The sequence below is a fragment of the Brevundimonas sp. genome (assembly GCF_031412435.1).
Classification (GTDB): domain Bacteria; phylum Pseudomonadota; class Alphaproteobacteria; order Caulobacterales; family Caulobacteraceae; genus Brevundimonas.
In genome coordinates, this window is sequence record NZ_JANODA010000024.1 from 1 (window position 1) to 19,772 (window position 19,772).

Sequence of the window (19,772 nt, forward strand, 5' to 3'; positions counted from 1 at the left end):
TCTGAATCAGAAACAGTAATGGCCGCCGGGCCTCTCCGCTAGGAGGGCCGGGCGGCCATTGAATGCCGTTGGGACCTTGGCTTAGGCCGCGGTTTTCTCGTCGATGAACTTCACCGCGTCGCCGACGGTCTGGATGTGCTCGGCGGCGTCGTCGGGGATTTCGATGTCGAACTCTTCCTCGAAGGCCATGACCAGTTCGACGTTGTCGAGCGAGTCAGCGCCCAGGTCGTCGATGAAGCTGGCCTTTTCGGTGACCTTGTCCGGATCGGCGTCCAGGTGGTCGATGACGATCTTGCGGACGCGTTCCAGGGTATCGGACATGGGTGTCTCTGCCTTCTAGAGCCGCCGGGGCGGCGTATGGTGGTCTTGCCGTCTCACGACGGCTCCGCTTGCGCAAGAGGCAACGCCTCGCTGACCCAACCGGTTGCCGACGCCTTTAGCACAGCCCTCGGCGAGGGAAATAGGTGTGAACTCTCATTGATGGGCTATCGCGCGGTTGCGCGACTTGAGCCCGAGGGCTTTGACCAGCGCCGGCGATTGACCCACCACGCCAGGGCGCCGCCCGCCAGGGCCATAGGCGCGCCGTAGACGGCCCAGATGATCTGGCCGGTCATGAAACTGCCCGGCAGGACGTTGAGCCCCTGCAGCACCCAGATGACGCCGACCAGCAGCAGGGGGCCGGCGAGGAGGGTGGCGAGGTAGCGCAGGACAATCATCAGATCATCGCCATGCCGCCGTTCACATGCAGGGTCTGGCCTGTGACATAGGCGGCCTCGTCCGACGACAGATAGACGGCGGCGGCGGCGATCTCGTCGCCCGTGCCCAGCCGGCCGGCCGGGATGTTCCTCAGGATGCCGTCGCGCTGCTGCTCGTTGAGCACGTCGGTCATGGGCGAGGTGATGAAGCCCGGCGCGATGCAGTTCACGGTGATTCCCCGCGACCCGACTTCCTGGGCCAGGGACTTGGAGAAGCCGATCATGCCGGCCTTGGACGCCGCATAGTTGGTCTGGCCGGCGTTGCCGGTGACGCCGACCACCGAGGTGATGCCGATGATCCGTCCCGAACGGCGCTTCATCATCCCCTTCATGGCGGCGCGCGACAGGCGGAAATAGCTTTCCAGATTGACGGTCAGAACAGACTGGAAGTCCTCGTCCTTCATCCGCATCAGCAGACCGTCCTTGGTGATGCCCGCGTTGGCCACGAGGATGTCGAGGGGAGCGCCCGCCACGGCCTCTGCCGCCCCCACCAGGCCGTCGACAGAGGTCGGCTCCGACAGGTTCGCGGCCGAGAACGTCGCCCGATCCCCAAGCTCCGCCGCAAGTTCCGCCAGCACCGCCTCGCGCGTGCCGGACAGGACGACGGCGGCGCCCTGGGCATGCAGGGCGCGGGCGACGGCCCCGCCGATACCGCCCGTGGCGCCGGTGACGAGGGCGGTCTTGCCGGTCAGGTTGAACATGCTTCTCTCCTTACTGGGCCAACGACTTCGCGAAGGCCTCGATGTCTTCCGGGCTGTTGAGCGCCAGGCTTTCGGCGTCGGGGGCGATGCGCTTGGCCATGCCGGTCAGGACCTTGCCCGCGCCGATCTCGACGAAACGGGTGACGCCGCCTTCGGTGGCCATCCATTCCATCGACTCGCGCCAGCGCACGCGGCCGGTGACCTGTTCGACCAGCAGGCGACGGATCGTATCGGCGTCCTGCTCGGGGCGGGCGGTCACGTTGGCGACCACGGGCACGGCCGGCGCCAACAGCGCGGCCGAGGCGAGCGCGGTGGTCATCTCGTCGGCGGCGGGCTGCATCAGCGGGCAGTGGAAGGGGGCCGAGACGTTCAGCGGGATGGCGCGGGCGCCGAGCTCCTTGGCCTTCTCGATGGCCCGGTCCACGGCGGCCTTCTCGCCCGAGATGACGACATTGCCGTTATTGTTGTCATTGGCGACCACGCAGACCCCAACCTCGGCGCCCGCTGCGGCGGCGGCCTCGGCCAGGGCCAGGTCCGTCTTCGGCCCGATCAGGGAGGCCATCGCCCCCTGCCCGACCGGCACGGCGCGCTGCATGGCCTGACCGCGCAGCTTCAGCAGCCGCGCCGTGTCGGCGATCGACAGGGCGCCCGCCGCCGCCAGGGCCGAGTATTCGCCAAGCGAATGGCCGGCGACGAAGGCCGCGCGATCGACGGCGACCCCGAACTCCTTGTCCAGCACCCGGATGACGGCCAGCGACACAGCCATCAGGGCCGGCTGGGCGTTCTCGGTCAGGGTCAGCTGGTCCTCGGGGCCGTTCCGCATCAGGCCGGACAGATCCTGTCCCAGGGCCTGATCGATCTCGGCGAACACCTCGCGCGCCGATCCGAAGGCGTCGGCCAGCGCCGCGCCCATGCCGACCGCCTGGCTGCCTTGTCCGGGGAACAGGAGGGCGAGGGTCATGAAGGAGGTCCTTGGTCGGTTGAATCAGGACGGAGGGGTAGGACGATGGGCGCCTCAGGGCAAGCGAGGGCTAGGCAGCCCCGCCGTAGAGGTCGAGAACCCCGCCCCACGCCGTCCACGGCTCCTCGCCGTCGAAACCCAGGGTGGGCAAGGCGTTGTTGTAGGACGCGAGCCGCCGGAGAATCCGTCCCGTCCGGACATCGATCAGCCCGTAAACGCTGCGGATGTCACAGCTTTCCAGCAGGCCGATCAGCGCTTTTCGCCCGCTGGCGCTGACCGCGACACCCTTTCCCTCTCCCCAGTCGGTCGATCGACCGGACAGCCGCCAGACCCAGCGATCGCGCGCCAGGTCGTAGAGGCCCGCATAGTCGCCCGAAACCGGGGTGCGCGGCGGAGAAGGCCGGCGTTCGTAGAGGACGCCGGTCGCCTCCAGCGGAAAGCGAACCAGCAGTTTGCGACCACCGTCGGCGAAGGCGACGTCGCCCTCCAGCGCCTCCCCCGGAAGAACGGTCGGGCGCCGGCCTTCGGTCCAAAGCACGAGGCCGCCCACGCTGTCCTGCCCGGGGACCGTGGCATAAGCCGTCACGAGCGCCCGGGCCCGACCGTCATGCATCACGGCGCCGGGCCCGACCTTGCAGTAGATGTCCGTCGGCGGCGCGTCGTCGAAGAGGGCCAGGAGGTCGTCGCGGACGGAGACCTGGGACCGCACACGTCCCGTCGAGGCCTCGATCACCCCCAGGCAGGGCGCGGTGCTCGGCAGCTCGGGCCGGTAGGAGCCGCCGCGCGTGTCGAAACTGGCGATGCCGAGACCCGCCCCGGTCAGCCATCGCACCTGATCGAGACGTCCGGGCGCATCACGCAGGGCGGGCAGGTCCTCGAGCCTCCCGTCCACCCACCGGCGGGCGCAGACCCGGGGGCCGGTGGAGAAGCCCGACCGGGCTGTGTCGCCCTTCAGCAGCCAGAGCGACTGGCTGTCGTCGCTCCAGGCAATCGAGTCTTCGTCGTCCCCGACCCCGAACGACGGCCCCTCCAGAGGAAACGATCGCGTCGGGCCGCCGTCCAGCGACATGAAGATCAGCGTCCGATAGTCCCGGATCGCCAGTGTCCGTCCATCAGGCGAGAGACGATGAACCCCCGAGCCCGAGATCCGCGGACCGAAGACGGAAACCCGCCGCTGCGGGTCGGTCAGAGGGGCGCCGATCTCGCAACGACCAGGCGCGTCGGGGCCCTGCCTTCCGGCGTCCGGTTCGCCCGCCCGATCCTGGCCGAACACTCCGGAGGCGCAGGCGCCCAGCGCCAGCGCTCCGCCGAAAGCCTGTCTGCGGTCCATTGTCATCGCGACGACCAGTCCTCGAACGCCCTAGGATTGCATGGAAGGCGACGGTGAACGCGCCGGATTCGCGACCAAAGCCGACAGTTCTTGCCCGATCGCCGCTTTTCCCCTATACGCGCCCGCTTTCCAGGGCTTCGGTCCTGATGCGGAACACCAAAGGGTTCGGGAAGTCATCCCGGCCGCCGCTTCAGGATCCATCGTGGTTCGGACTTTACCCGGTCCGTCTGCGCCGATGCCCTACAAGGGAGACTACCGAATGGCTCTTTACGAGCACACGGTCATGTCGCGCCAGGATATCAGCGCGCAACAGGCCGAAGCCCTCAATGACACCATCAAGGACCTGATCGTGGCCGGCGGCGGTTCCGTCGCCAAGATCGAGTACTGGGGCCTGCGCAACCTGACCTACCGGGTCAAGAAGAACCGCAAGGCTCACTATTCCCTGCTGGCCATCGATTGCCCGCCCCCCGCCATGGCCGAAGTCGAGCGTCAGCTCGGCATCAACGAAGACGTCCTGCGCTGGCTGACGGTCAAGGTCGAAGAGCTCGACCTGGAACTGTCGCCGCTGCTGGCCCGTCGTGAGCGCGAGCGTGAACGCGACCGCGAACGTGGTCCGCGTGAAGACGCCGAAGTGGCCGCGTAAGGAGATCTGGAAACATGACTGACACCACATCCCCCTCCGCCAACGTCCCCGGCACCCCTGCCGGCTCGGGCGGTTCCGGCCGCCGTCCCTTCTATCGTCGCCGCAAGGTTTGCCCGTTCACGGGTGAAGGCGCGCCGAAGATCGACTACAAGGACGTCAAGCTGCTGCAGCGCTACATTTCCGAACGCGGCAAGATCGTGCCCTCGCGCATCACTGCCGTGTCCCAGATCAAGCAACGCGAACTGGCCAAGGCCATCAAGCGCGCCCGCTATCTGGCCCTCCTGCCCTACGTGGTGAAGTAAGATGAAGGTCGTTCTGCTCGAACGCGTCGAGAACCTCGGCGCCATCGGCGACGTCGTCACCGTCAAGGATGGCTTCGCCCGTAACTTCCTGCTGCCCCGTGAAAAGGCGCTGCGGGCCACCTCCAAGAACCTGGAGAAGTTCGAACTCGACCGCGCCGCCATCGAGGCCCGCAACGAGAAGAACAAGGGTGAATCGCAGAAGATCGCCGACAAGATCGACGGTCAGTCCTACGTGATGATCCGCCAGGCCGGCGAAACCGGTCAGCTGTACGGATCGGTCGCCGGTCGCGACGTCGCCGAAGCCATCCAGGCTGAAGGCGGCAAGGTCGAGCGTTCGCAAATCGCCCTCAACACGGCGATCAAGACCCTGGGCGTCCATGAAGTCGTCGTGCGCCTGCATGCCGAGGTCACCGCCACGGTCAAGATCAACATCGCCCGCTCGGCTGACGAAGCCGAACGTCAGGCGAAGGGCGAGGACGTGATCAAGTCGGCCTACGACGAAGACCGTAACGCGGCCGCCGAACAGGCGCGCGACATGGTCGAAGGCGGCGCCGGTCAACAGGACGGTCTCGGCTCCGAGGCCTGATCCTGAAGATCGGTTCGACGAACCGATAGCAAACCTAAAGGGCGTGTCCTCCGGACACGCCCTTTTTGCTGCGCGTCGCGAGCGGGTCGCAGAAACTATGTCAAAATTGCAACGAGCCCGGTCACTTGCGTTAACCCTAGCTTGACCGGGTCTCCGGACGCACCCAGCTTGCATGACAGGGGGGCGTCCGCGCCAGTCCGCGCAATAATCTTGCGCGGCTGGCCGGCCGACAACCACGAGGCCGTCAACGCCGGACCTCGGACCCAATATCGCGCGCCGCGCGTCCCGCGTCGGCCAAAGCTCATCAGGCTCGTCATGCACCTCAGAATCTCTCGCTCCGTCCTCCTTGGTTTTACCTCTGCGGCGACCTTGCTCGCCTGCCCGATCGCGGCCATGGCCCAGACGGCTCCGCAGGAAGAAGCGACGGCCGTCGACGAGATCATCGTCACCGGCACGCGCACGGTCGGCCGCACCCGCCTCGACTCCGTCGCACCGGTTGATGTGATCTCGGGCGAGGTCCTGACCCGGCAGGGCGCCGGCACCGAACTGGCCGCCGCGCTCGCCGCAACGGCTCCGGCCATCAACTTCCCCCGTCCCGCCATCTCGGACGGCTCCGACCACGTCCGCCCGGCGACCCTGCGCGGCCTCGCCCCCGACCAGACCCTGGTCCTGATCAACGGCCAGCGCGGCCACGTCGCCGCCCTCGTGAACGTCAACGGCAACCTCGGCCGCGGCTCGACCGCGTTCGACCTTAATACCGTTCCCGCCGTCACCCTGGGCAACGTCGAAGTCCTGCGCGACGGCGCCTCGGCCCAGTACGGCGCCGACGCCATCGCCGGCGTCATCAACCTGCGCCTGCGCGAAGCCAATTCCGGCGGCGGCCTGACCGCCGTCTATGGCGTCTTCGACACCGAGTTCGACACCGCCCGCGGCTCGCACGACCGCAACGACGGCGAACAGATCTCTCTCTCCGGCTGGATCGGCCTGCCCCTGTTCGGCGACGGCTTCCTGACTCTCTCCGGCGAGGTCCAGGAGCGCGATCCGACCAACCGCTCGGACTATGCCGCCCCTTCGAACGTTGTGGGCGGATCGGCCACGACGGTCCTCGGCCGCTTCGGCGACCCGAAGACCAGCGCACAGTCGGTCTGGTTCAACGCCGGCAAGCCTCTGCAGGACGGCTGGGAGGCCTACGCCTTCGGCGGTTTCCAGCACCGCGACTCGGAATCGGCCGCCACCGCGCGCGCCTTCAGCAACGGCAACAACGTCCTTGCCATCTATCCGAACGGCTTCCTGCCGATGATCGGGGCCGCGATCGACGACTTCAACCTGTTCGGCGGCCTGAAAGGCGAAGGCGGCGGGATCGACTGGGACTTCTCGATCGGATACGGCCGCAACGAGCTGGAATACAACGTCTTCAACAGCGTGAACGCCTCCTACGGCGCGGCGTCGCAGACCTCGTTCGACGCCGGCGGCCTGGCCTATGACCAGCTGACTATCGCAGCCGACGGCGTGAAGCAGATCGAGGCGGGTCTGTTCGAACCGCTGAACCTGGCCTTCGGCGTCGAGTACCGCCGCGAGACCTTCGAGGTCTCGGCCGGCGAGCCGACCTCGTACAACAAGGGGCCGCTCAACGCCGGCGCCGGCGCCCAGGGCTTCCCGGGCTTCCAGCCGTCCAACGTGGTCGACGAGGATCGCAGCAACATCAGCGCCTACATCGACCTGGAAGGCCGCTTCACCGAGGCGTTCACACTCGGGTTCGCCGCCCGCTACGAGGACTATTCCGACTTCGGCGACACGCTGACCGGCAAGCTTTCGGCGCGCTATGACGTCAATGATCACTTCGCCGTGCGCGGCGCGATCTCGACGGGCTTCAAGGCTCCGGCCCTGCAGCAGCAGTTCTTCAGCTACGTCGCGACCAACTTGGTCACCACCGTGGTCGGGGGCGTCCCCGTCACCTCGCTGGTCCAGGCGGGCTCTTTCCGCGTCAACGACCCGGTCGCCATCGCCCTGGGGTCCGCCCCGCTTGAGCCGGAGGATTCGACCAACTTCTCCGGAGGATTCGTCCTGCGGAACGGCGGCTTTGAACTGACTGTCGACGCGTACCGGATCGATATCGAGGACCGGATCATCTACTCCGAAACCTTGGGTCTGGCCCGTCCTAGCCAGACCCAGCTGACCACCGATACGACCTTGGGGCTGCTGCGGCCGTTCGGCGTGACGGGGGCCCGCTTCTTCCTGAACGGGGTCGACACCACGACCAGCGGCACGGACATCGTCGCCCGCTACCGCACCAGCCAGGACTTTGGCCAGTTCACCTTCACCGGCGCCGCCAACTTCAACGATACGGAGATCACGGCCTTGCCGACCGTGCCGTCGACCGTCGCCATCCCGACCTCGCCCGGTTACCTGTTCGACACCGCCAACCAGCGGTCGTTCACGGACGGCACGCCCAAGCGCAAGGTCGTGGGCAGCGTCGACTGGACCTTGGGTGACGTCTCCGCCACGGCGCGCGCGACCTACTACGGCGACGTTCTGGTCGCCAACAATACCTCCACGCTGAACTACCAGGTCGGCGACGCGACCCTGATCGACCTGGAAGGCCGCTATACCTTCCCGATCGGCGTCACGGCTGCGGTGGGCGTCAACAACCTGACGGACGAATATCCGAACTTCACCCCCGCCGCGAACAACGGCGGCACGGGTTCGGTGGGCTTCCCCAGCTTCTCGCCTTACGGCTTCAACGGGCGTTTCCTGTTCGCCCGGGTGAGCTACAACTTCTAAACACGTCCCTTCTGGACAGGGCGACGGCGCGGAGAGCAATCTCCGCGCCGTTTCCGTTTGGGGGCGCCATGCTTCCGCCACGAGCGGAGGCTGAAGCTTGGCCTTCAACCGGAGGGGTCCGAATATGAAAACCGCCGCCATCGCCCTGGCCGTCGCCGTCACGTGCGCCGCCCCCGCCTTCGCCCAGTCGAACGGGACGCTCGACACCTTCGTCACCCGGGCGAACCGCATCCCGCTAAACCCACTCGCCGCGCTCAGGCCCGACGCGCGCCGGCTGATGAACGAGGCCAATGCGGCCTTCACAGCGGTCGGCGCCGAGAACCGTGCGGCGCGCGCCGCCGGGCGTCGCCCCGCCGCCTGCCCGCCGGCTCGAATGGAGGTCAACCCGCGACAGCTGCTGGCCTTCCTCAACGCCATCCCCCAGCCGCGGCGCACGCGGATGACCCCGACCGACGGCATCCGGGAGTGGATGGCGGACCGCTACCCCTGCCCTGTGGCCTGACCCCGAACTGTTCCGTCTAGGGATTTTACAGCGGTCCACAGACTGACCGCTTTCATCCCCGTTCGAGGGTGCGACCGACCGTGTCGCAGGGGCGTGTGACGGGTAAGCGTTAACCCGATGAACGCCTTTTCTCCATTTTCCGCCGACGCTGTCGCCCTGCCGTCGCTGCCCCACAACCTTGAGGCCGAGCAGGCGCTGCTGGGCGCCCTGATGTTCGACAACGCCATCTTCGAGCGGTTGAGCGATCGCCTCCGCGGCTCGCACTTCTACGAGCCCTTCCACCAGCGGCTCTACGACGCCATCGAGGATCACATCCGCCAGGGCATGCTGGCCGAGCCGACCATCCTGATGGAGCGGTTCAAACAGGATCCGGCTTTCGCCGAGTTCGGCGGCCTGCGCTATCTGGCCGACCTGATGGACCGCGCGCCTCCGGGCGCCAATGCGCCGGACTATGCCCGGGTCGTCTACGACCTGGCCCTGCGCCGCGACCTGATCCGCATCGGCGGCGACATCATCAAGGAGGCCCCCGATCCCGAGCGCGCGGCGCTGGAACAGATCGAACAGGCCGAACTAACCCTTTATTCGCTGGCCGAGACCGGAGCTCCGTCGTCCGGCTTCGTCAGCTTCTCGACGGCCCTGGCCGGCGCAGTGCAGATGGCGGGCGAGGCCTATCAACGCGACGGGAAACTGGCGGGTCTGGCCACCCACCTCGACGACCTGGATTCCAAGCTCGGCGGCATGCATCCGTCCGATCTGCTGATCCTCGCCGGCCGTCCGTCGATGGGCAAGACGGCGCTGGCCACCAACATCGCCTTCAATGTGGCCCGCAACTACCGCTGGGAGCCCACGCCGGACGGCCGCAAGACCGTCAGCGGCGGCGTGGTCGCCTTCTTCTCGCTGGAAATGAGCGCCGAACAGCTGGCCATGCGTATCCTGGCCGATGCGTCGGGTGTGTCGTCCGACCGCCTGCGCAAGGGCGAGATCGACGCCTCTGACTTCGGCAAGGTCCGCGACGCCGCCATCGAGATCGGCGAGAGCCCGCTTTACATCGACGCCACCGGCGGCCTGGCCATCTCCAAGCTCGCGGCCCGCGCGCGCCGCCTGAAGCGGATGGAACAGGGGCTGGACCTGATCATCGTCGACTACCTTCAGCTGATTACCGTCGGCGACGGCAACGGGCAGAAGAACAGGGTGCAGGAGGTGTCGGAGATCACCGGTGGCCTGAAGGCGCTGGCCAAGGAGCTGAACCTGCCCATCATCGCCCTGTCACAGCTTTCACGCCAGGTCGAGAACCGGGAGGACAAGCGCCCTCAACTGTCCGACCTGCGCGAATCCGGCTCGATCGAGCAGGACGCCGACTGCGTGATGTTCGTCTATCGCGAAAGCTACTACCTGGGCCGCACCGAGCCGCGCGAGGGCACGGAAGAGCATCTGAAGTGGCAGGAGGACATGGACCTTCTGGAACACCAGGCCGAGGTCGTCATCGGCAAGCAACGCCACGGCCCGATCGGCATCGTGAAACTGAGCTTCGACGCGGATACGACGCGCTTCGGCAACCTGGCCCGCAGCGGCTACGGCAACTTCAGCGACATCCCGGAGTGATCGAAGGCGATCACCCGACCGCCGAAGCCCGACGCCAGGCCGTCTCGCAGGAGATCAGGCAGGCGACGGGCATCGACGAGGCGATGATCGACGCTCTGGTCGAGGGCTTTTACGCGCGCGTTCGAGAGGACGACCTGATCGGTCCCGTCTTCGCCGCGCGCATCGAGGACTGGCGGCCGCACCTGGCGCAGATGAAGTTGTTCTGGTCGTCGGTCGCCTTGTCGACTGGCGCCTATCAGGGTCGACCGATGCCGAAACACTTACCCCTGCCGATCGACGCCCGCCATTTCGATCGCTGGCTGGAGCTGTTCCGCCAGACCGCACGCGCACTCTGCCCGCCCGTCGCCGCCATTCATTTCATTGAGCGCGCCGAGCGGATCGCCCAAAGCCTTGAGCTCGGAATCGCCGGTGCGAACGGCGTGCTTCTGGCCGCCGGCGAGCGGTATGCGCGCAGAACCCGGGCCTGACCGCCTGGCGACCAGGCTTCAGTCGTCGCGGTGGACCCGTTCGCGGCGCTCGTGGCGTTCCTGGGCTTCCACCGACATGGTCGCGGTGGGACGGGCTTCCAGGCGGCCGAGGCCGATGGGTTCGCCGGTGTCCTCGCAATAGCCGTAGGAGCCGTCCTCGATCCGGCGCAGGGCGTCCTCGATCTTGGAGATCAGCTTGCGCTGACGGTCGCGGGTGCGGAGTTCCAGCGCGCGGTCCGATTCCGACGAGGCCCGGTCGACCAGATCCGGATGGTTCTCCGTCTCCGCCTTCAGGTTGACGACGGTGCCCTTGGATTCGCGCAGGATGTCATCCCGCCACGCCATCAGCTTGTGCTTGAAATAGGCGAGCTGACGTTCATTCATGAACGGCTCGTCGTCGGAAGGTCGGTAGGCGACCGGTTCGTCAGACACGATCGAGGCCAATGCGGTCATCGCACTCACACTCTAGAACAACGCCCCCCATGGCGCAGGACGGCGTATAGGCAGGCCAGAGAGTCGCGGCAACCGGGTTCGCGCGTCCGTGATCGTGGCAAAGCTTCGTTGCAACCGGCACCGTGACATTTCGTCCTCACTTCGCTCCCCGAACACGGGAATGAGACCGGTTTTCCGGCACTTATGCTGCGTTGCGGCGAACTTCGGCCTTGGCCAGTTCAACTGCGGCGCGCAGGTCGATCTGTTCCAGCAATCCGGACAGACCCGCATCCTCGTCTTCGGGCCGCTCCTCGCGCAGGGTCCGGCCCAGGCGTTCCAGCGCGCCCTCGCCGGCCTCCCCCGACAGCATGGCGATCTTCAGCTCGTCCAGACGGTCCAGCAGGGTTCCGCCGCGACGGATGGCGCGACGCCTGCGTTCCGCCGCCGTTTCGACGCCCTGCAGCGCCATCAGCGCCGAAACGTCGGCGACGGCGGACGTCGGAGCGGTCGCAGCGGCCGCCGCCGACGGCGCGGCGCCGGACGTCTGCGGCATCGAGAAGCCGCCGGCCGAACGCACGGAACGCTGACCGCCCGTTGGAGCGGCGCCTGACGGGCCGTTGACCTTCATGAACGCAGACTCCGGGACATTCCGCACCATCGTGGGCTGACCGTCACTGTTTGGTTAACGGCAGGGCAGGATTTGCCGGGCCCGACACCTCCATGCCCGACGCAGTCCCTGATTTCACTCACGTTTCTGTTCGGCACGATCTTCGCAACGCCCTCTCCGAACCCTCGCGGAAAGCCTGCCCAGTGCAAAAGTTTCTCACCGTCTTCCTGATCCCCCTCGCCGTCGGCGCCCTGATGGTGTCCCCGGCGTCGGCCCAGTCGCGGATCAAGGATATCGCCTCGATCGAGGGCGTCCGGACCAACCAACTGGTCGGCTATGGCCTGGTCGTCGGCCTGAACGGCACGGGCGACTCCTTGCGCAACTGTCCCTTCACACGCCAGTCCCTGGAGGGGATGACCGAGCGTCTGGGCGTCAACATCCGCGGGACCAACGCCAACTCCAAGAACCTGGCCGCCGTCATGGTGACCGCCGAACTGCCGCCCTTCGCCACGCCGGGCTCGCGGGTCGACATCTCGGTGTCCAGCCTGTGCGACGCCAAGAGCCTGCTGGGCGGCACGCTTCTGGTCACCAGCCTCCAGGGCGCCGACAGCCAGGTCTATGCTGTCGGTCAGGGCTCGATCCAGACCGGCGCCGTGTCAGGCTCGGGCGGCTCGGGCTCGTCGGTGACGCGCGGTGTGCCGACAGCGGGCCGCATCGCCTCGGGCGCCACGGTCGAGCGTGAGACGGGCTTCCAGCTGGACAGCCTGACCGAAGTGCGCCTCACCCTGCGCAACCCGGACTTCACGACCGCACAGCGTGTCGCCGCCGCCATCAACGCCACCTACCCCTCGACCGCCCTGGCCGAAAACGGCTCGGTCATCGCCCTGCGCGCCCCGGTCCAGCTGGGCATGGCTGCCTTCATCAGCCGGGTCGAGAACATGCCGGTCGCGGTCGACACCCCGGCCCGCGTCATCATCGACGAGGTCAACGGCGTCATCGTCATGGGCGAGAACGTGCGCATCTCCACCGTCGCCATCGCCCAGGGCAACCTGACCATCTCGGTCCAGGAGAACCCCCAGGTCAGCCAGCCGGCGCCCTTCAGCCAGGGCCAGACCGCAGTCGTTCCGCAAACCGACGTCACGGTCGAGGAGGAGCTGGGCCGCGAGATCAGGCTGGTGAACGGCGCGACCTCGCTGTCGACCCTGGTCAACGGACTGAACGCCCTCGGTGTCTCGCCGCGCGACATGATTTCCATCCTACAGGCCATCAAGGCGGCGGGCGCCCTGCAGGCCGACATCGAGGTGCTGTGATGCGCGACCTGGCCGTCTCCCCCTCCCTGCTGACCTCCGTCGCCGCACCGAACGCCGAAACGCCGCGCATGCGCGAGACGGCGGAGAAGTTCGAAGCCTCCTTCCTGTCGCAGATGCTGAAGCCGATGTTCGAGGGCCTTTCGACCGACGGCCCGTTCGGCGGCGGGGAGGCAGAGGGCACCTGGCGCAGCTTCATGATCGACGAGATGGCCAAGCAGACTGTCCGCGCCGGCGGAATTGGCCTGGCCGACACCGTCGTTTCCGAGATGATCCGCATGCAGGCCGAACAGTCGCAGGCGCAGACCCTGCCGGGAGCGACGGCATGAGCCACGATCCGACCACCGCCACGGCCTATCTGCGCAATCTCACGGCCCTGACCGACCGGCTGACCGCCCGGCTGGAAATGGAGACCGACGCCTTCGCCACCCGCCGCGCGGCCGACGTCTCGGCCGGTCTCGCCCAGACCCAGGAACTGGCGAACCAGTATCGTCGCGAGTCCGCTCACCTGAAGGCAAACCGCGCCCTCCTGATGGCCGCGCCGGCCGGCGAGCGGATGGCTCTGGTCAAGGCGACCGAAGCATTCGAGGCGGTGCTCGCCATCCACGGCCGCACCGTCGAGGCGGCGCGCACGATCTCGGAAGGCCTTGTCCGAACCATCGCCCAGGAAGTCGCCGGCGCGCGGGCCATGGGAACGGGCTATGGCTCGTCCGGTCAGGCCAACGGCGGCGACAGCCGGGCCGTCACCCTGAACCGCACGGCCTGACGGTCAGCCGGCCAGCGCTAGTTCGAGCGGACCGTCGGCCTCGGCGACCACGCCTCCCGAGCGATAGACATGCCGGCCGTCCACAGGCCAAAACTGTTCTGTCAGCGAGGCCCACAGGCTATTGATCTCGAAGGCCGCCCGGCCTTACCCGGCTGATCTTCGTGCGCCGCAGGCCCTTCCAGATCGCGTTCTGACAGGCGGTGCGCCGGCGCGGGCCGACCTCGACGAGGGGGACTTCGTTCACGATAGAAGCCGCGATGGCGGCGTCAACGAATCGGCCGCGCCGAAGTGGCTCCCTACGGGAGTGGCGACCTCATTAAGGATGACTTTGCGGCGAAGGTTTAAGACCTCTACGGACAGAATGACCGAATGACGATCAGCAAACGCCTCCTGGGTTTGGCCTTCGCGTCTTCGGACCTGCTGCTCGAACTCGACGCCAAGGGCGCCGTGGCGTTCGGCCTCGGGTCGGGACCGTCGGCCGATCTGTCGGCGGAGAGCTTCACCGGCATAGCCCTGAAGCACCGGATCGCACCCGAGAGCACACAACCGGTCAAGACTCTCCTGAAGAGCCTGAGGCCCGGCGCGCGTTCGGCGCCGGTCGACGTCCTGTTCCTGGCCGGCGCAGGCCGGATGCGCCGGGCGACGGCGCGCTTCTTCCTTCTCCCCGACCTCGCTCCCAACGTATCCTGCTCGGTGACCTGGGAAGGCCCCGCCTACCCCCTGCACAATCCGGCCGCCCCCCCCGCCCTGACGCCGGACGCCTTCCTGAGCCGCGCCCGCGAGGCCCTGACCCCGCCCGCTGACACGAAGGATCTGTCGGTCGCCTTTGTCGATGTCGAAGGTCTGGCCGCGGCCGAGGGCGAAGCAGGGGAGCGGCTGAACGCCCGCGTCGAGGCTGCGCTGCAGGCGGCCTCCATCGACGGGGCCTCGGCCGGCAAGCTGGGGCCGGAACGCTTCGCCCTGCTGCGTGACCGGACCGACGATGTCGACATCGAAGGCGAGGTGAATGAAATCGGCCGCAGCGAAGCCATCGACCTGTCCGTCCGGGCCTTCGAGACCCATCTCGCCGCCGCCGGCGGGTCGCTGAACGCGCTGCGCGCTCTGCGGGTGGCCGTCGAAGGCTGCCTGAATGATACCGGTCCAAACCGGCCGGAGCTGACCTTCAGCGCCGCCCTGTCGCGCACGCTGAACGAGGCCCACGCCTTCCAGACCATGGTCCGCGACCGACGGTTCGAGCTGCACTACCAACCCATCGTCGACCTGAAGACCGGCGCCGTGCATCACTTCGAGGCCCTCTCCCGGTTCAAAGGTACGGAGAGTCCGGCGAAGGTGATACGGATGGCGGAGGAGATGGCCCTGATCGACTGCTTCGACATCGCCGTGGCCGAGAAGGCTCTCAACCGACTGCGCCAGCGGGGCGCAGGGCTCCTGAAGTTCGCCATCAACGTCTCCGGCGCCTCGCTGGTCGACGATGCCTATGTTCAGGCCTTGCTGCGCATGACCTCGTCCAACCTCGAGGAGCGCAAGCGTCTTATCGTCGAGGTCACGGAATCGGCCGCGTTGTCGGACGTCGAGGCCGCCAACCGTCGCCTTGGTGCGTTGCGGTCGGCCGGGATCAAGGTCTGCATTGATGATTTCGGGGCCGGCGCGGCCAGCTACGACTATCTGCGTCGCCTCTCGGTCGATACGATCAAGATCGACGGGACCTTCATCCAGGGGCTGGAAACCGATCCGCGCGCGCGCACTCTGATCAGCCATCTCGTCGAACTCTGCCGTTCGCTGAAGGTCGAGACCATCGCCGAGATGATCGAGACCGAGGGTGTCGCAGACATCCTGCGCGACATCGGCGTCGATCAGGGCCAGGGCTGGCTGTTCGGCAAGGCGGAGGCGGAGCCGCGCACGGTGCTGGCCTACAACGAGCCTGTCGTGGCTCGCCGGGTGGGCGCCGTCGCCGGATGGGGCTGACGGAACGACCCGAAGCGTGACAGGTTTGGCGACCGCCCTCCGGAGGTCGCCTTGATCCGTTCCATGCTCGCCGTCACCGTCCTGATCGCCGTCGCGGGTTGCGCCACCGCGCCCGAGCCGACGTTCGACGGCCCGCCGGACTACAGCCCAATCCAGACGCAGCCTTCTCCACGCGCCAGCCTGTTCGTCGATTGCATCGCCCAAGCGATCGCCGCAGGGGTCTTCGGTCACGCCAACTCGGGCGACAGCGACCGCCTGCTGTTCACCTGCGCCGGAGCCCCTGCCCGCGCCTTCTATGACGGCCTCGCAAGGCGCAGCGACACCATCGGGTCCGAGGTCACCGTCAATGGTCGCACGTTCCGGTCGACGGAAATCGTAGAGCGGGATCTCTTCGGTGTGGACTATTGCTCGACTGGCGGAACCGACGACTTCATCTGCGTGATCACGCTGAACACCGGCGCCGCGCTGCTCGATTGACAGCATCTGGCGGCAGCGCCTTGATGTTCCCACATTGTTCTTGCTGAATCAGCAGGATCAGTTCCCATATAGCGTTGTCGCACCGGACACCTGTCCGGCCTTCCCGCGTTCCCGGACAAGATGACCGAAAAGCACAACTTCATTCGCGTGCGTGGTGCCCGCGAGCACAATCTCAAGGGCGTGGATGTCGACATCCCGCGCGAGAAGCTGGTCGTCATGACCGGCCTGTCGGGGTCGGGCAAATCCTCGCTCGCCTTCGACACCATCTATGCCGAAGGCCAGCGGCGCTACGTCGAGAGTCTGAGCGCCTACGCCCGCCAGTTCCTGGAGCTGATGGGCAAGCCGGACGTCGACCTGATCGAGGGCCTGTCGCCGGCCATCTCGATCGAACAGAAGACGACGTCCAAGAACCCGCGCTCGACCGTCGGCACGGTGACCGAGATCCACGACTACATGCGCCTGCTGTGGGCGCGCGTGGGGGTGCCCTATTCGCCCGCGACCGGCCTGCCGATCGAAAGCCAGACCATCTCCATGATGGTCGACAAGCTGACCGCCCTGCCCGAGGGCGAGCGTCTGTTGCTGCTCGCGCCCGTCGTTCGCGGCCGCAAGGGCGAATACAGGAAGGAGATCGCCGAGTGGCAACGCTCGGGCTTCCAGCGGCTCAAGATCGACGGCCAGTTCTACGCCATCGAAGACGCGCCGACGCTCGACAAGAAGTTCAAGCACGACATCGACATCGTCGTGGACCGGATCGTCACCAAGGGGGGACTGGAGGCGCGCTACGCCGACAGTCTGCAGACCGCGCTGGGTCTGGCCGACGGCATTGCGGTGGCCGAATGGGCCAATGCAGCCGAGGGTGAAGACCCGCGCCGGATGACCTTCTCCGAGAAGTTCGCCTGCCCGGTTTCCGGCTTCACCATCGCCGAGATCGAGCCGCGGCTGTTCTCGTTCAACAACCCGTTCGGCGCCTGTCCGGTCTGCGACGGCCTGGGGGTCAAACTGGCCTTCGACGCCGACCTGGTCATCCCGGACCGCGACAAGACCCTGCACAAGGGCGCCGTCGCGCCGTGGTCGCGCGGCCCCTCACCGCTCTACACCCAGACCCTCCAGGCCCTGGCGCTCCACTACGGCTTCTCGATGGACAAGCCGTGGCGGGAGCTGCCGGAGAAGGCCCAGTCCGTGATCCTGAACGGCACGGGGTCCGAGAAGATAAAGTTCGTCTATGACGACAACGCCCGGAAATACGAGGTCTCCAAGCCGTTCGAGGGTGTCGTTCCGAACCTCGATCGCCGCTGGCGCGAGACCGACAGCGCCTGGGTCCGCGAGGAGCTGGGCCGGTTCCAGTCCGAGACCCCGTGCGAAGCCTGTGGCGGCAAGCGGCTGAAGCCCGAGGCTTTGGCGGTGAAGATCGACGGTTCCGACATCGCCGACATCTCGACCCTGTCGATCAAGAAGGCCTTCGACTGGGTCAGCGCCCTGCCCGACCAGCTGACCGAGAAGCAGATGGAGATCGGTCGCCGCATCCTGAAGGAGATCGGCGACCGCCTGCGGTTCCTGAACAACGTCGGCCTCGACTACCTGAGCCTGTCGCGCGCCTCCGGCACCCTGTCCGGCGGAGAGACCCAGCGCATCCGCCTGGCGTCGCAGATCGGCTCGGGCCTGACCGGGGTGCTCTATGTGCTCGATGAGCCCTCGATCGGCCTGCACCAGCGCGACAACTCCCGCCTGCTGGAGTCGCTTCGCGGCCTGCGCGATCTCGGCAACTCCGTCCTCGTCGTCGAACATGACGAGGAGGCGATCCTGACCGCCGACTATGTCATCGACATGGGTCCGGCCGCGGGGGTCCATGGCGGTGAGATCTGCGCCGAGGGCACGCCTGAACAGGTCATGGCCAACCCGAAATCCCTGACCGGCAAATACCTGACCGGCGAGCGCGAGATCGAACTGCCGCCTGAGGGCCGCCGTCCGGTGAACCGCAAGAAGACGCTGAAAATCTCGGGCGCGACCGGCAACAACCTGAAGAGCGTCACTGGCGAGATCCCCGTCGGCCTGTTCACCTGCGTCACAGGCGTGTCCGGCGGCGGCAAGTCGACCTTCACGATCGAGACGCTGTACAAGGCCGCCGCGCGTCGTCTGCACAATGCGTCGGACGCTCCCGCCCCCTTCGACCGGATCGAGGGACTGGAGAATTTCGACAAGGTCATAGACATCGACCAGTCGCCGATCGGCCGCACGCCGCGCTCGAACCCGGCCACCTATACCGGCGCCTTCGGGCCGATCCGAGACTGGTATGCGGGCCTCCCGGAGTCAAAAGCGCGCGGCTATGGGCCGGGGCGGTTCAGCTTCAACGTCAAGGGCGGGCGCTGCGAGGCCTGCCAGGGCGACGGCCTGATCAAGATCGAGATGCACTTCCTTCCCGACGTCTACGTCACCTGCGACGTCTGCAAGGGCAAACGCTACAACCGCGAGACGCTTGAAATCGTCTTCAAGGGCAAGAGCATATCCGACGTTCTGGACATGACGGTCGAAGAGGCCGGGTCGTTCTTCAAGGCCGTGCCTTCGATCCGCGACAAGATGCTGACCCTGAACCGCGTCGGTCTCGGCTATGTTCAGGTCGGCCAGTCCGCGACCACCCTGTCGGGCGGCGAGGCGCAGCGGGTCAAACTGTCCAAGGAACTGTCGAAGCGCGCCACCGGCAAGACCCTCTACATCCTCGACGAGCCCACGACGGGCCTGCATTTCGAGGACACCCGCAAACTGCTGGAGGTGCTCCAGGAGCTGGTCGACAACGGCAACACCATCGTAGTGATCGAGCACAATCTCGACGTCATCAAGGTGGCCGACTGGCTGCTCGACTTCGGCCCGGAAGGCGGCGACGGCGGCGGCGAGATCGTCGCGGTCGGCACCCCCGAACAGGTCGCCGCCAACCCGAACCGCTGGACCGGCAAATACCTCACGGAGGTCCTCGACCGCCACGAGACCCGCCGCAAGGCGCGGGTCGCGACCCTGTCCGACCGCGTCGCGGCGCCGGCCGAAAAGCCGACGCGGGCGAAGAAGCGGGCCTAGGCCTCAGCGCCAGGCCCGCGCTGCCCGGACAGGCCCGTGACGCCGCGATAGGCGGCCGCGAACGGCGCGTACAGGATGCCGACCGTCAGGGCCGCCACGATGGCTTCGACCACGGCGTGGGCGATCACCCAGGGATTGCCGACGTTCAGGGCGGCCCGCACCGCCTCGGAATCCTGATCACCGCCGAACGACCAGCTCTGGAGGCCTGAGATCAGGCCGAGGGGCAGGGTGATCATGGAAGACAGCAGCTCGACCAGCATCACCATGACGATGGCGATCACCGCCATGCCGAGCAGCGGCCAGAACCGGCCCCTGGTGACGCCGAAGGAGTCGAAGAAGGCGAAGCGCTTCTCGGCCACGGTGATCGGCACCGCCAGGCTCAGCCGGACGGCGAGCCAGACGAATCCGCAGACGATGGCGAGGCCGCCGATGACGCCCGCGATGGCCGCCGGCCCGCCGCCGCCCGCCGCCTTGGCCGCCGCGATCAGCACGCCGAGGGCCACGAAGGCGACGACGAGGGCG

At 67.1% G+C, this 19,772-nt stretch carries 20 protein-coding genes and 1 pseudogene; 13 read left to right on the plus strand and 8 right to left on the minus strand.

The features are described from left to right. Positions 1-81: 81 nt before the first annotated feature. From RMO01_RS04340 to RMO01_RS04360, 5 genes are all read right to left on the minus strand, one after another. On the minus strand, positions 82-321 hold the full coding sequence (locus RMO01_RS04340) for an acyl carrier protein (protein WP_013270001.1): 240 nt from the start codon (positions 319-321) through the stop codon (positions 82-84). A gap of 164 nt (positions 322-485) precedes the next feature. Then, a complete protein-coding gene (locus RMO01_RS04345; protein ID WP_309627819.1) occupies positions 486-716 on the minus strand; it encodes a hypothetical protein in 231 nt (76 codons plus the stop codon). Beyond that, on the minus strand, positions 716-1,456 hold the full coding sequence (gene fabG / locus RMO01_RS04350) for a 3-oxoacyl-[acyl-carrier-protein] reductase (RefSeq protein ID WP_309627820.1): 741 nt from the start codon (positions 1,454-1,456) through the stop codon (positions 716-718). Before fabG ends, RMO01_RS04345 begins: the two co-directional genes overlap by 1 nt. Positions 1,457-1,466: 10 nt before the next feature. Next, on the minus strand, positions 1,467-2,417 hold the full coding sequence (gene fabD, locus RMO01_RS04355) for an ACP S-malonyltransferase (protein WP_309627821.1): 951 nt from the start codon (positions 2,415-2,417) through the stop codon (positions 1,467-1,469). Positions 2,418-2,487: 70 nt separating this feature from the next. Further along, on the minus strand, positions 2,488-3,747 hold the full coding sequence (locus tag RMO01_RS04360; protein ID WP_309627822.1) for a hypothetical protein: 1,260 nt from the start codon (positions 3,745-3,747) through the stop codon (positions 2,488-2,490). A 259-nt stretch (positions 3,748-4,006) separates the two neighbouring features. Here RMO01_RS04360 and rpsF point away from each other — a divergent pair, with 259 nt between their 5' ends. The 7 genes from rpsF (at position 4,007) to RMO01_RS04395 (ending at position 10,630) form a co-directional block, all read left to right on the plus strand. Next, the gene (rpsF, locus tag RMO01_RS04365) at positions 4,007-4,390 is read left to right on the plus strand and encodes a 30S ribosomal protein S6 (protein ID WP_309627823.1); all 384 of its coding nucleotides are present in this window, start codon (positions 4,007-4,009) and stop codon (positions 4,388-4,390) included. 14 nt (positions 4,391-4,404) lie between these two features. Further along, positions 4,405-4,692 (plus strand): 30S ribosomal protein S18, encoded by a 288-nt coding sequence (rpsR, locus tag RMO01_RS04370; protein WP_309627824.1) that lies wholly within the window; start codon positions 4,405-4,407, stop codon positions 4,690-4,692. Position 4,693: 1 nt separating this feature from the next. After that, positions 4,694-5,278 carry a 50S ribosomal protein L9 gene (gene rplI / locus RMO01_RS04375; protein ID WP_309627825.1) on the plus strand — a complete coding sequence of 195 codons (585 nt, stop codon included), beginning with the start codon at positions 4,694-4,696 and terminating at the stop codon, positions 5,276-5,278. A gap of 393 nt (positions 5,279-5,671) precedes the next feature. Further along, positions 5,672-8,059: a TonB-dependent receptor gene (locus RMO01_RS04380; protein WP_309627826.1), complete on the plus strand. Its 2,388-nt coding sequence runs from the start codon at positions 5,672-5,674 to the stop codon at positions 8,057-8,059. Between the two features lie 124 nt (positions 8,060-8,183). Further along, positions 8,184-8,561 carry a hypothetical protein gene (locus RMO01_RS04385; protein WP_309627827.1) on the plus strand — a complete coding sequence of 126 codons (378 nt, stop codon included), beginning with the start codon at positions 8,184-8,186 and terminating at the stop codon, positions 8,559-8,561. Between the two features lie 117 nt (positions 8,562-8,678). Beyond that, positions 8,679-10,163, plus strand: coding sequence for a replicative DNA helicase (locus tag RMO01_RS04390; RefSeq protein ID WP_309627828.1), 1,485 nt, complete (start codon positions 8,679-8,681; stop codon positions 10,161-10,163). After that, positions 10,160-10,630 (plus strand): group III truncated hemoglobin, encoded by a 471-nt coding sequence (locus tag RMO01_RS04395; RefSeq protein ID WP_309627829.1) that lies wholly within the window; start codon positions 10,160-10,162, stop codon positions 10,628-10,630. Before RMO01_RS04390 ends, RMO01_RS04395 begins: the two co-directional genes overlap by 4 nt. 18 nt (positions 10,631-10,648) lie before the next feature. On the opposite strand, the gene dksA is transcribed toward RMO01_RS04395, so the two are convergent. Continuing rightward, positions 10,649-11,083, minus strand: coding sequence for an RNA polymerase-binding protein DksA (gene dksA / locus RMO01_RS04400; RefSeq protein ID WP_298163436.1), 435 nt, complete (start codon positions 11,081-11,083; stop codon positions 10,649-10,651). 181 nt (positions 11,084-11,264) lie between these two features. Further along, positions 11,265-11,690 carry a flagellar assembly protein FliX gene (locus RMO01_RS04405; RefSeq protein WP_309627830.1) on the minus strand — a complete coding sequence of 142 codons (426 nt, stop codon included), beginning with the start codon at positions 11,688-11,690 and terminating at the stop codon, positions 11,265-11,267. A 233-nt stretch (positions 11,691-11,923) separates the two neighbouring features. Here RMO01_RS04405 and RMO01_RS04410 point away from each other — a divergent pair, with 233 nt between their 5' ends. The 6 genes from RMO01_RS04410 to uvrA all read left to right on the plus strand — a co-directional run bounded on the left by RMO01_RS04410 (position 11,924) and on the right by uvrA (position 19,250). Then, positions 11,924-12,979, plus strand: a complete 1,056-nt coding sequence (locus RMO01_RS04410) for a flagellar basal body P-ring protein FlgI (protein ID WP_309627836.1) — start codon at positions 11,924-11,926, stop codon at positions 12,977-12,979. Continuing rightward, positions 12,979-13,305 carry a rod-binding protein gene (locus RMO01_RS04415; protein ID WP_309627831.1) on the plus strand — a complete coding sequence of 109 codons (327 nt, stop codon included), beginning with the start codon at positions 12,979-12,981 and terminating at the stop codon, positions 13,303-13,305. Before RMO01_RS04410 ends, RMO01_RS04415 begins: the two co-directional genes overlap by 1 nt. After that, positions 13,302-13,742, plus strand: coding sequence for a flagellar basal-body protein FlbY (locus RMO01_RS04420; RefSeq protein WP_309627832.1), 441 nt, complete (start codon positions 13,302-13,304; stop codon positions 13,740-13,742). Before RMO01_RS04415 ends, RMO01_RS04420 begins: the two co-directional genes overlap by 4 nt. Positions 13,743-14,111: 369 nt before the next feature. Then, the gene (locus RMO01_RS04425) at positions 14,112-15,707 is read left to right on the plus strand and encodes an EAL domain-containing protein (RefSeq protein WP_309627833.1); all 1,596 of its coding nucleotides are present in this window, start codon (positions 14,112-14,114) and stop codon (positions 15,705-15,707) included. Between the two features lie 51 nt (positions 15,708-15,758). Then, the gene (locus RMO01_RS04430; RefSeq protein ID WP_309627834.1) at positions 15,759-16,184 is read left to right on the plus strand and encodes a hypothetical protein; all 426 of its coding nucleotides are present in this window, start codon (positions 15,759-15,761) and stop codon (positions 16,182-16,184) included. Between the two features lie 120 nt (positions 16,185-16,304). After that, positions 16,305-19,250 carry an excinuclease ABC subunit UvrA gene (gene uvrA / locus RMO01_RS04435; RefSeq protein WP_309627835.1) on the plus strand — a complete coding sequence of 982 codons (2,946 nt, stop codon included), beginning with the start codon at positions 16,305-16,307 and terminating at the stop codon, positions 19,248-19,250. On the opposite strand, the pseudogene RMO01_RS04440 reads toward uvrA, so the two are convergent. Next, positions 19,247-19,772 (minus strand): annotated as a pseudogene (locus tag RMO01_RS04440) (hypothetical protein); the annotation flags it as partial. The gene uvrA and the pseudogene RMO01_RS04440 overlap by 4 nt on opposite strands.

Coding starts and splice junctions, on each gene's coding strand:
- RMO01_RS04340 (WP_013270001.1), bottom strand. CDS start 321: ATGTCCGATACCCTGGAACGCGTCCGCAAGATCGTCATCGACCACCTG.
- RMO01_RS04345 (WP_309627819.1), bottom strand. CDS start 716: ATGATTGTCCTGCGCTACCTCGCCACCCTCCTCGCCGGCCCCCTGCTG.
- fabG (WP_309627820.1), bottom strand. CDS start 1,456: ATGTTCAACCTGACCGGCAAGACCGCCCTCGTCACCGGCGCCACGGGC.
- fabD (WP_309627821.1), bottom strand. CDS start 2,417: ATGACCCTCGCCCTCCTGTTCCCCGGACAAGGCAGCCAGGCGGTCGGC.
- RMO01_RS04360 (WP_309627822.1), bottom strand. CDS start 3,747: ATGGACCGCAGACAGGCTTTCGGCGGAGCGCTGGCGCTGGGCGCCTGC.
- rpsF (WP_309627823.1), top strand. CDS start 4,007: ATGGCTCTTTACGAGCACACGGTCATGTCGCGCCAGGATATCAGCGCG.
- rpsR (WP_309627824.1), top strand. CDS start 4,405: ATGACTGACACCACATCCCCCTCCGCCAACGTCCCCGGCACCCCTGCC.
- rplI (WP_309627825.1), top strand. CDS start 4,694: ATGAAGGTCGTTCTGCTCGAACGCGTCGAGAACCTCGGCGCCATCGGC.
- RMO01_RS04380 (WP_309627826.1), top strand. CDS start 5,672: ATGGCCCAGACGGCTCCGCAGGAAGAAGCGACGGCCGTCGACGAGATC.
- RMO01_RS04385 (WP_309627827.1), top strand. CDS start 8,184: ATGAAAACCGCCGCCATCGCCCTGGCCGTCGCCGTCACGTGCGCCGCC.
- RMO01_RS04390 (WP_309627828.1), top strand. CDS start 8,679: ATGAACGCCTTTTCTCCATTTTCCGCCGACGCTGTCGCCCTGCCGTCG.
- dksA (WP_298163436.1), bottom strand. CDS start 11,083: ATGACCGCATTGGCCTCGATCGTGTCTGACGAACCGGTCGCCTACCGA.
- RMO01_RS04405 (WP_309627830.1), bottom strand. CDS start 11,690: ATGAAGGTCAACGGCCCGTCAGGCGCCGCTCCAACGGGCGGTCAGCGT.
- RMO01_RS04410 (WP_309627836.1), top strand. CDS start 11,924: ATGGTGTCCCCGGCGTCGGCCCAGTCGCGGATCAAGGATATCGCCTCG.
- RMO01_RS04415 (WP_309627831.1), top strand. CDS start 12,979: ATGCGCGACCTGGCCGTCTCCCCCTCCCTGCTGACCTCCGTCGCCGCA.
- RMO01_RS04420 (WP_309627832.1), top strand. CDS start 13,302: ATGAGCCACGATCCGACCACCGCCACGGCCTATCTGCGCAATCTCACG.
- RMO01_RS04425 (WP_309627833.1), top strand. CDS start 14,112: ATGACGATCAGCAAACGCCTCCTGGGTTTGGCCTTCGCGTCTTCGGAC.
- uvrA (WP_309627835.1), top strand. CDS start 16,305: ATGACCGAAAAGCACAACTTCATTCGCGTGCGTGGTGCCCGCGAGCAC.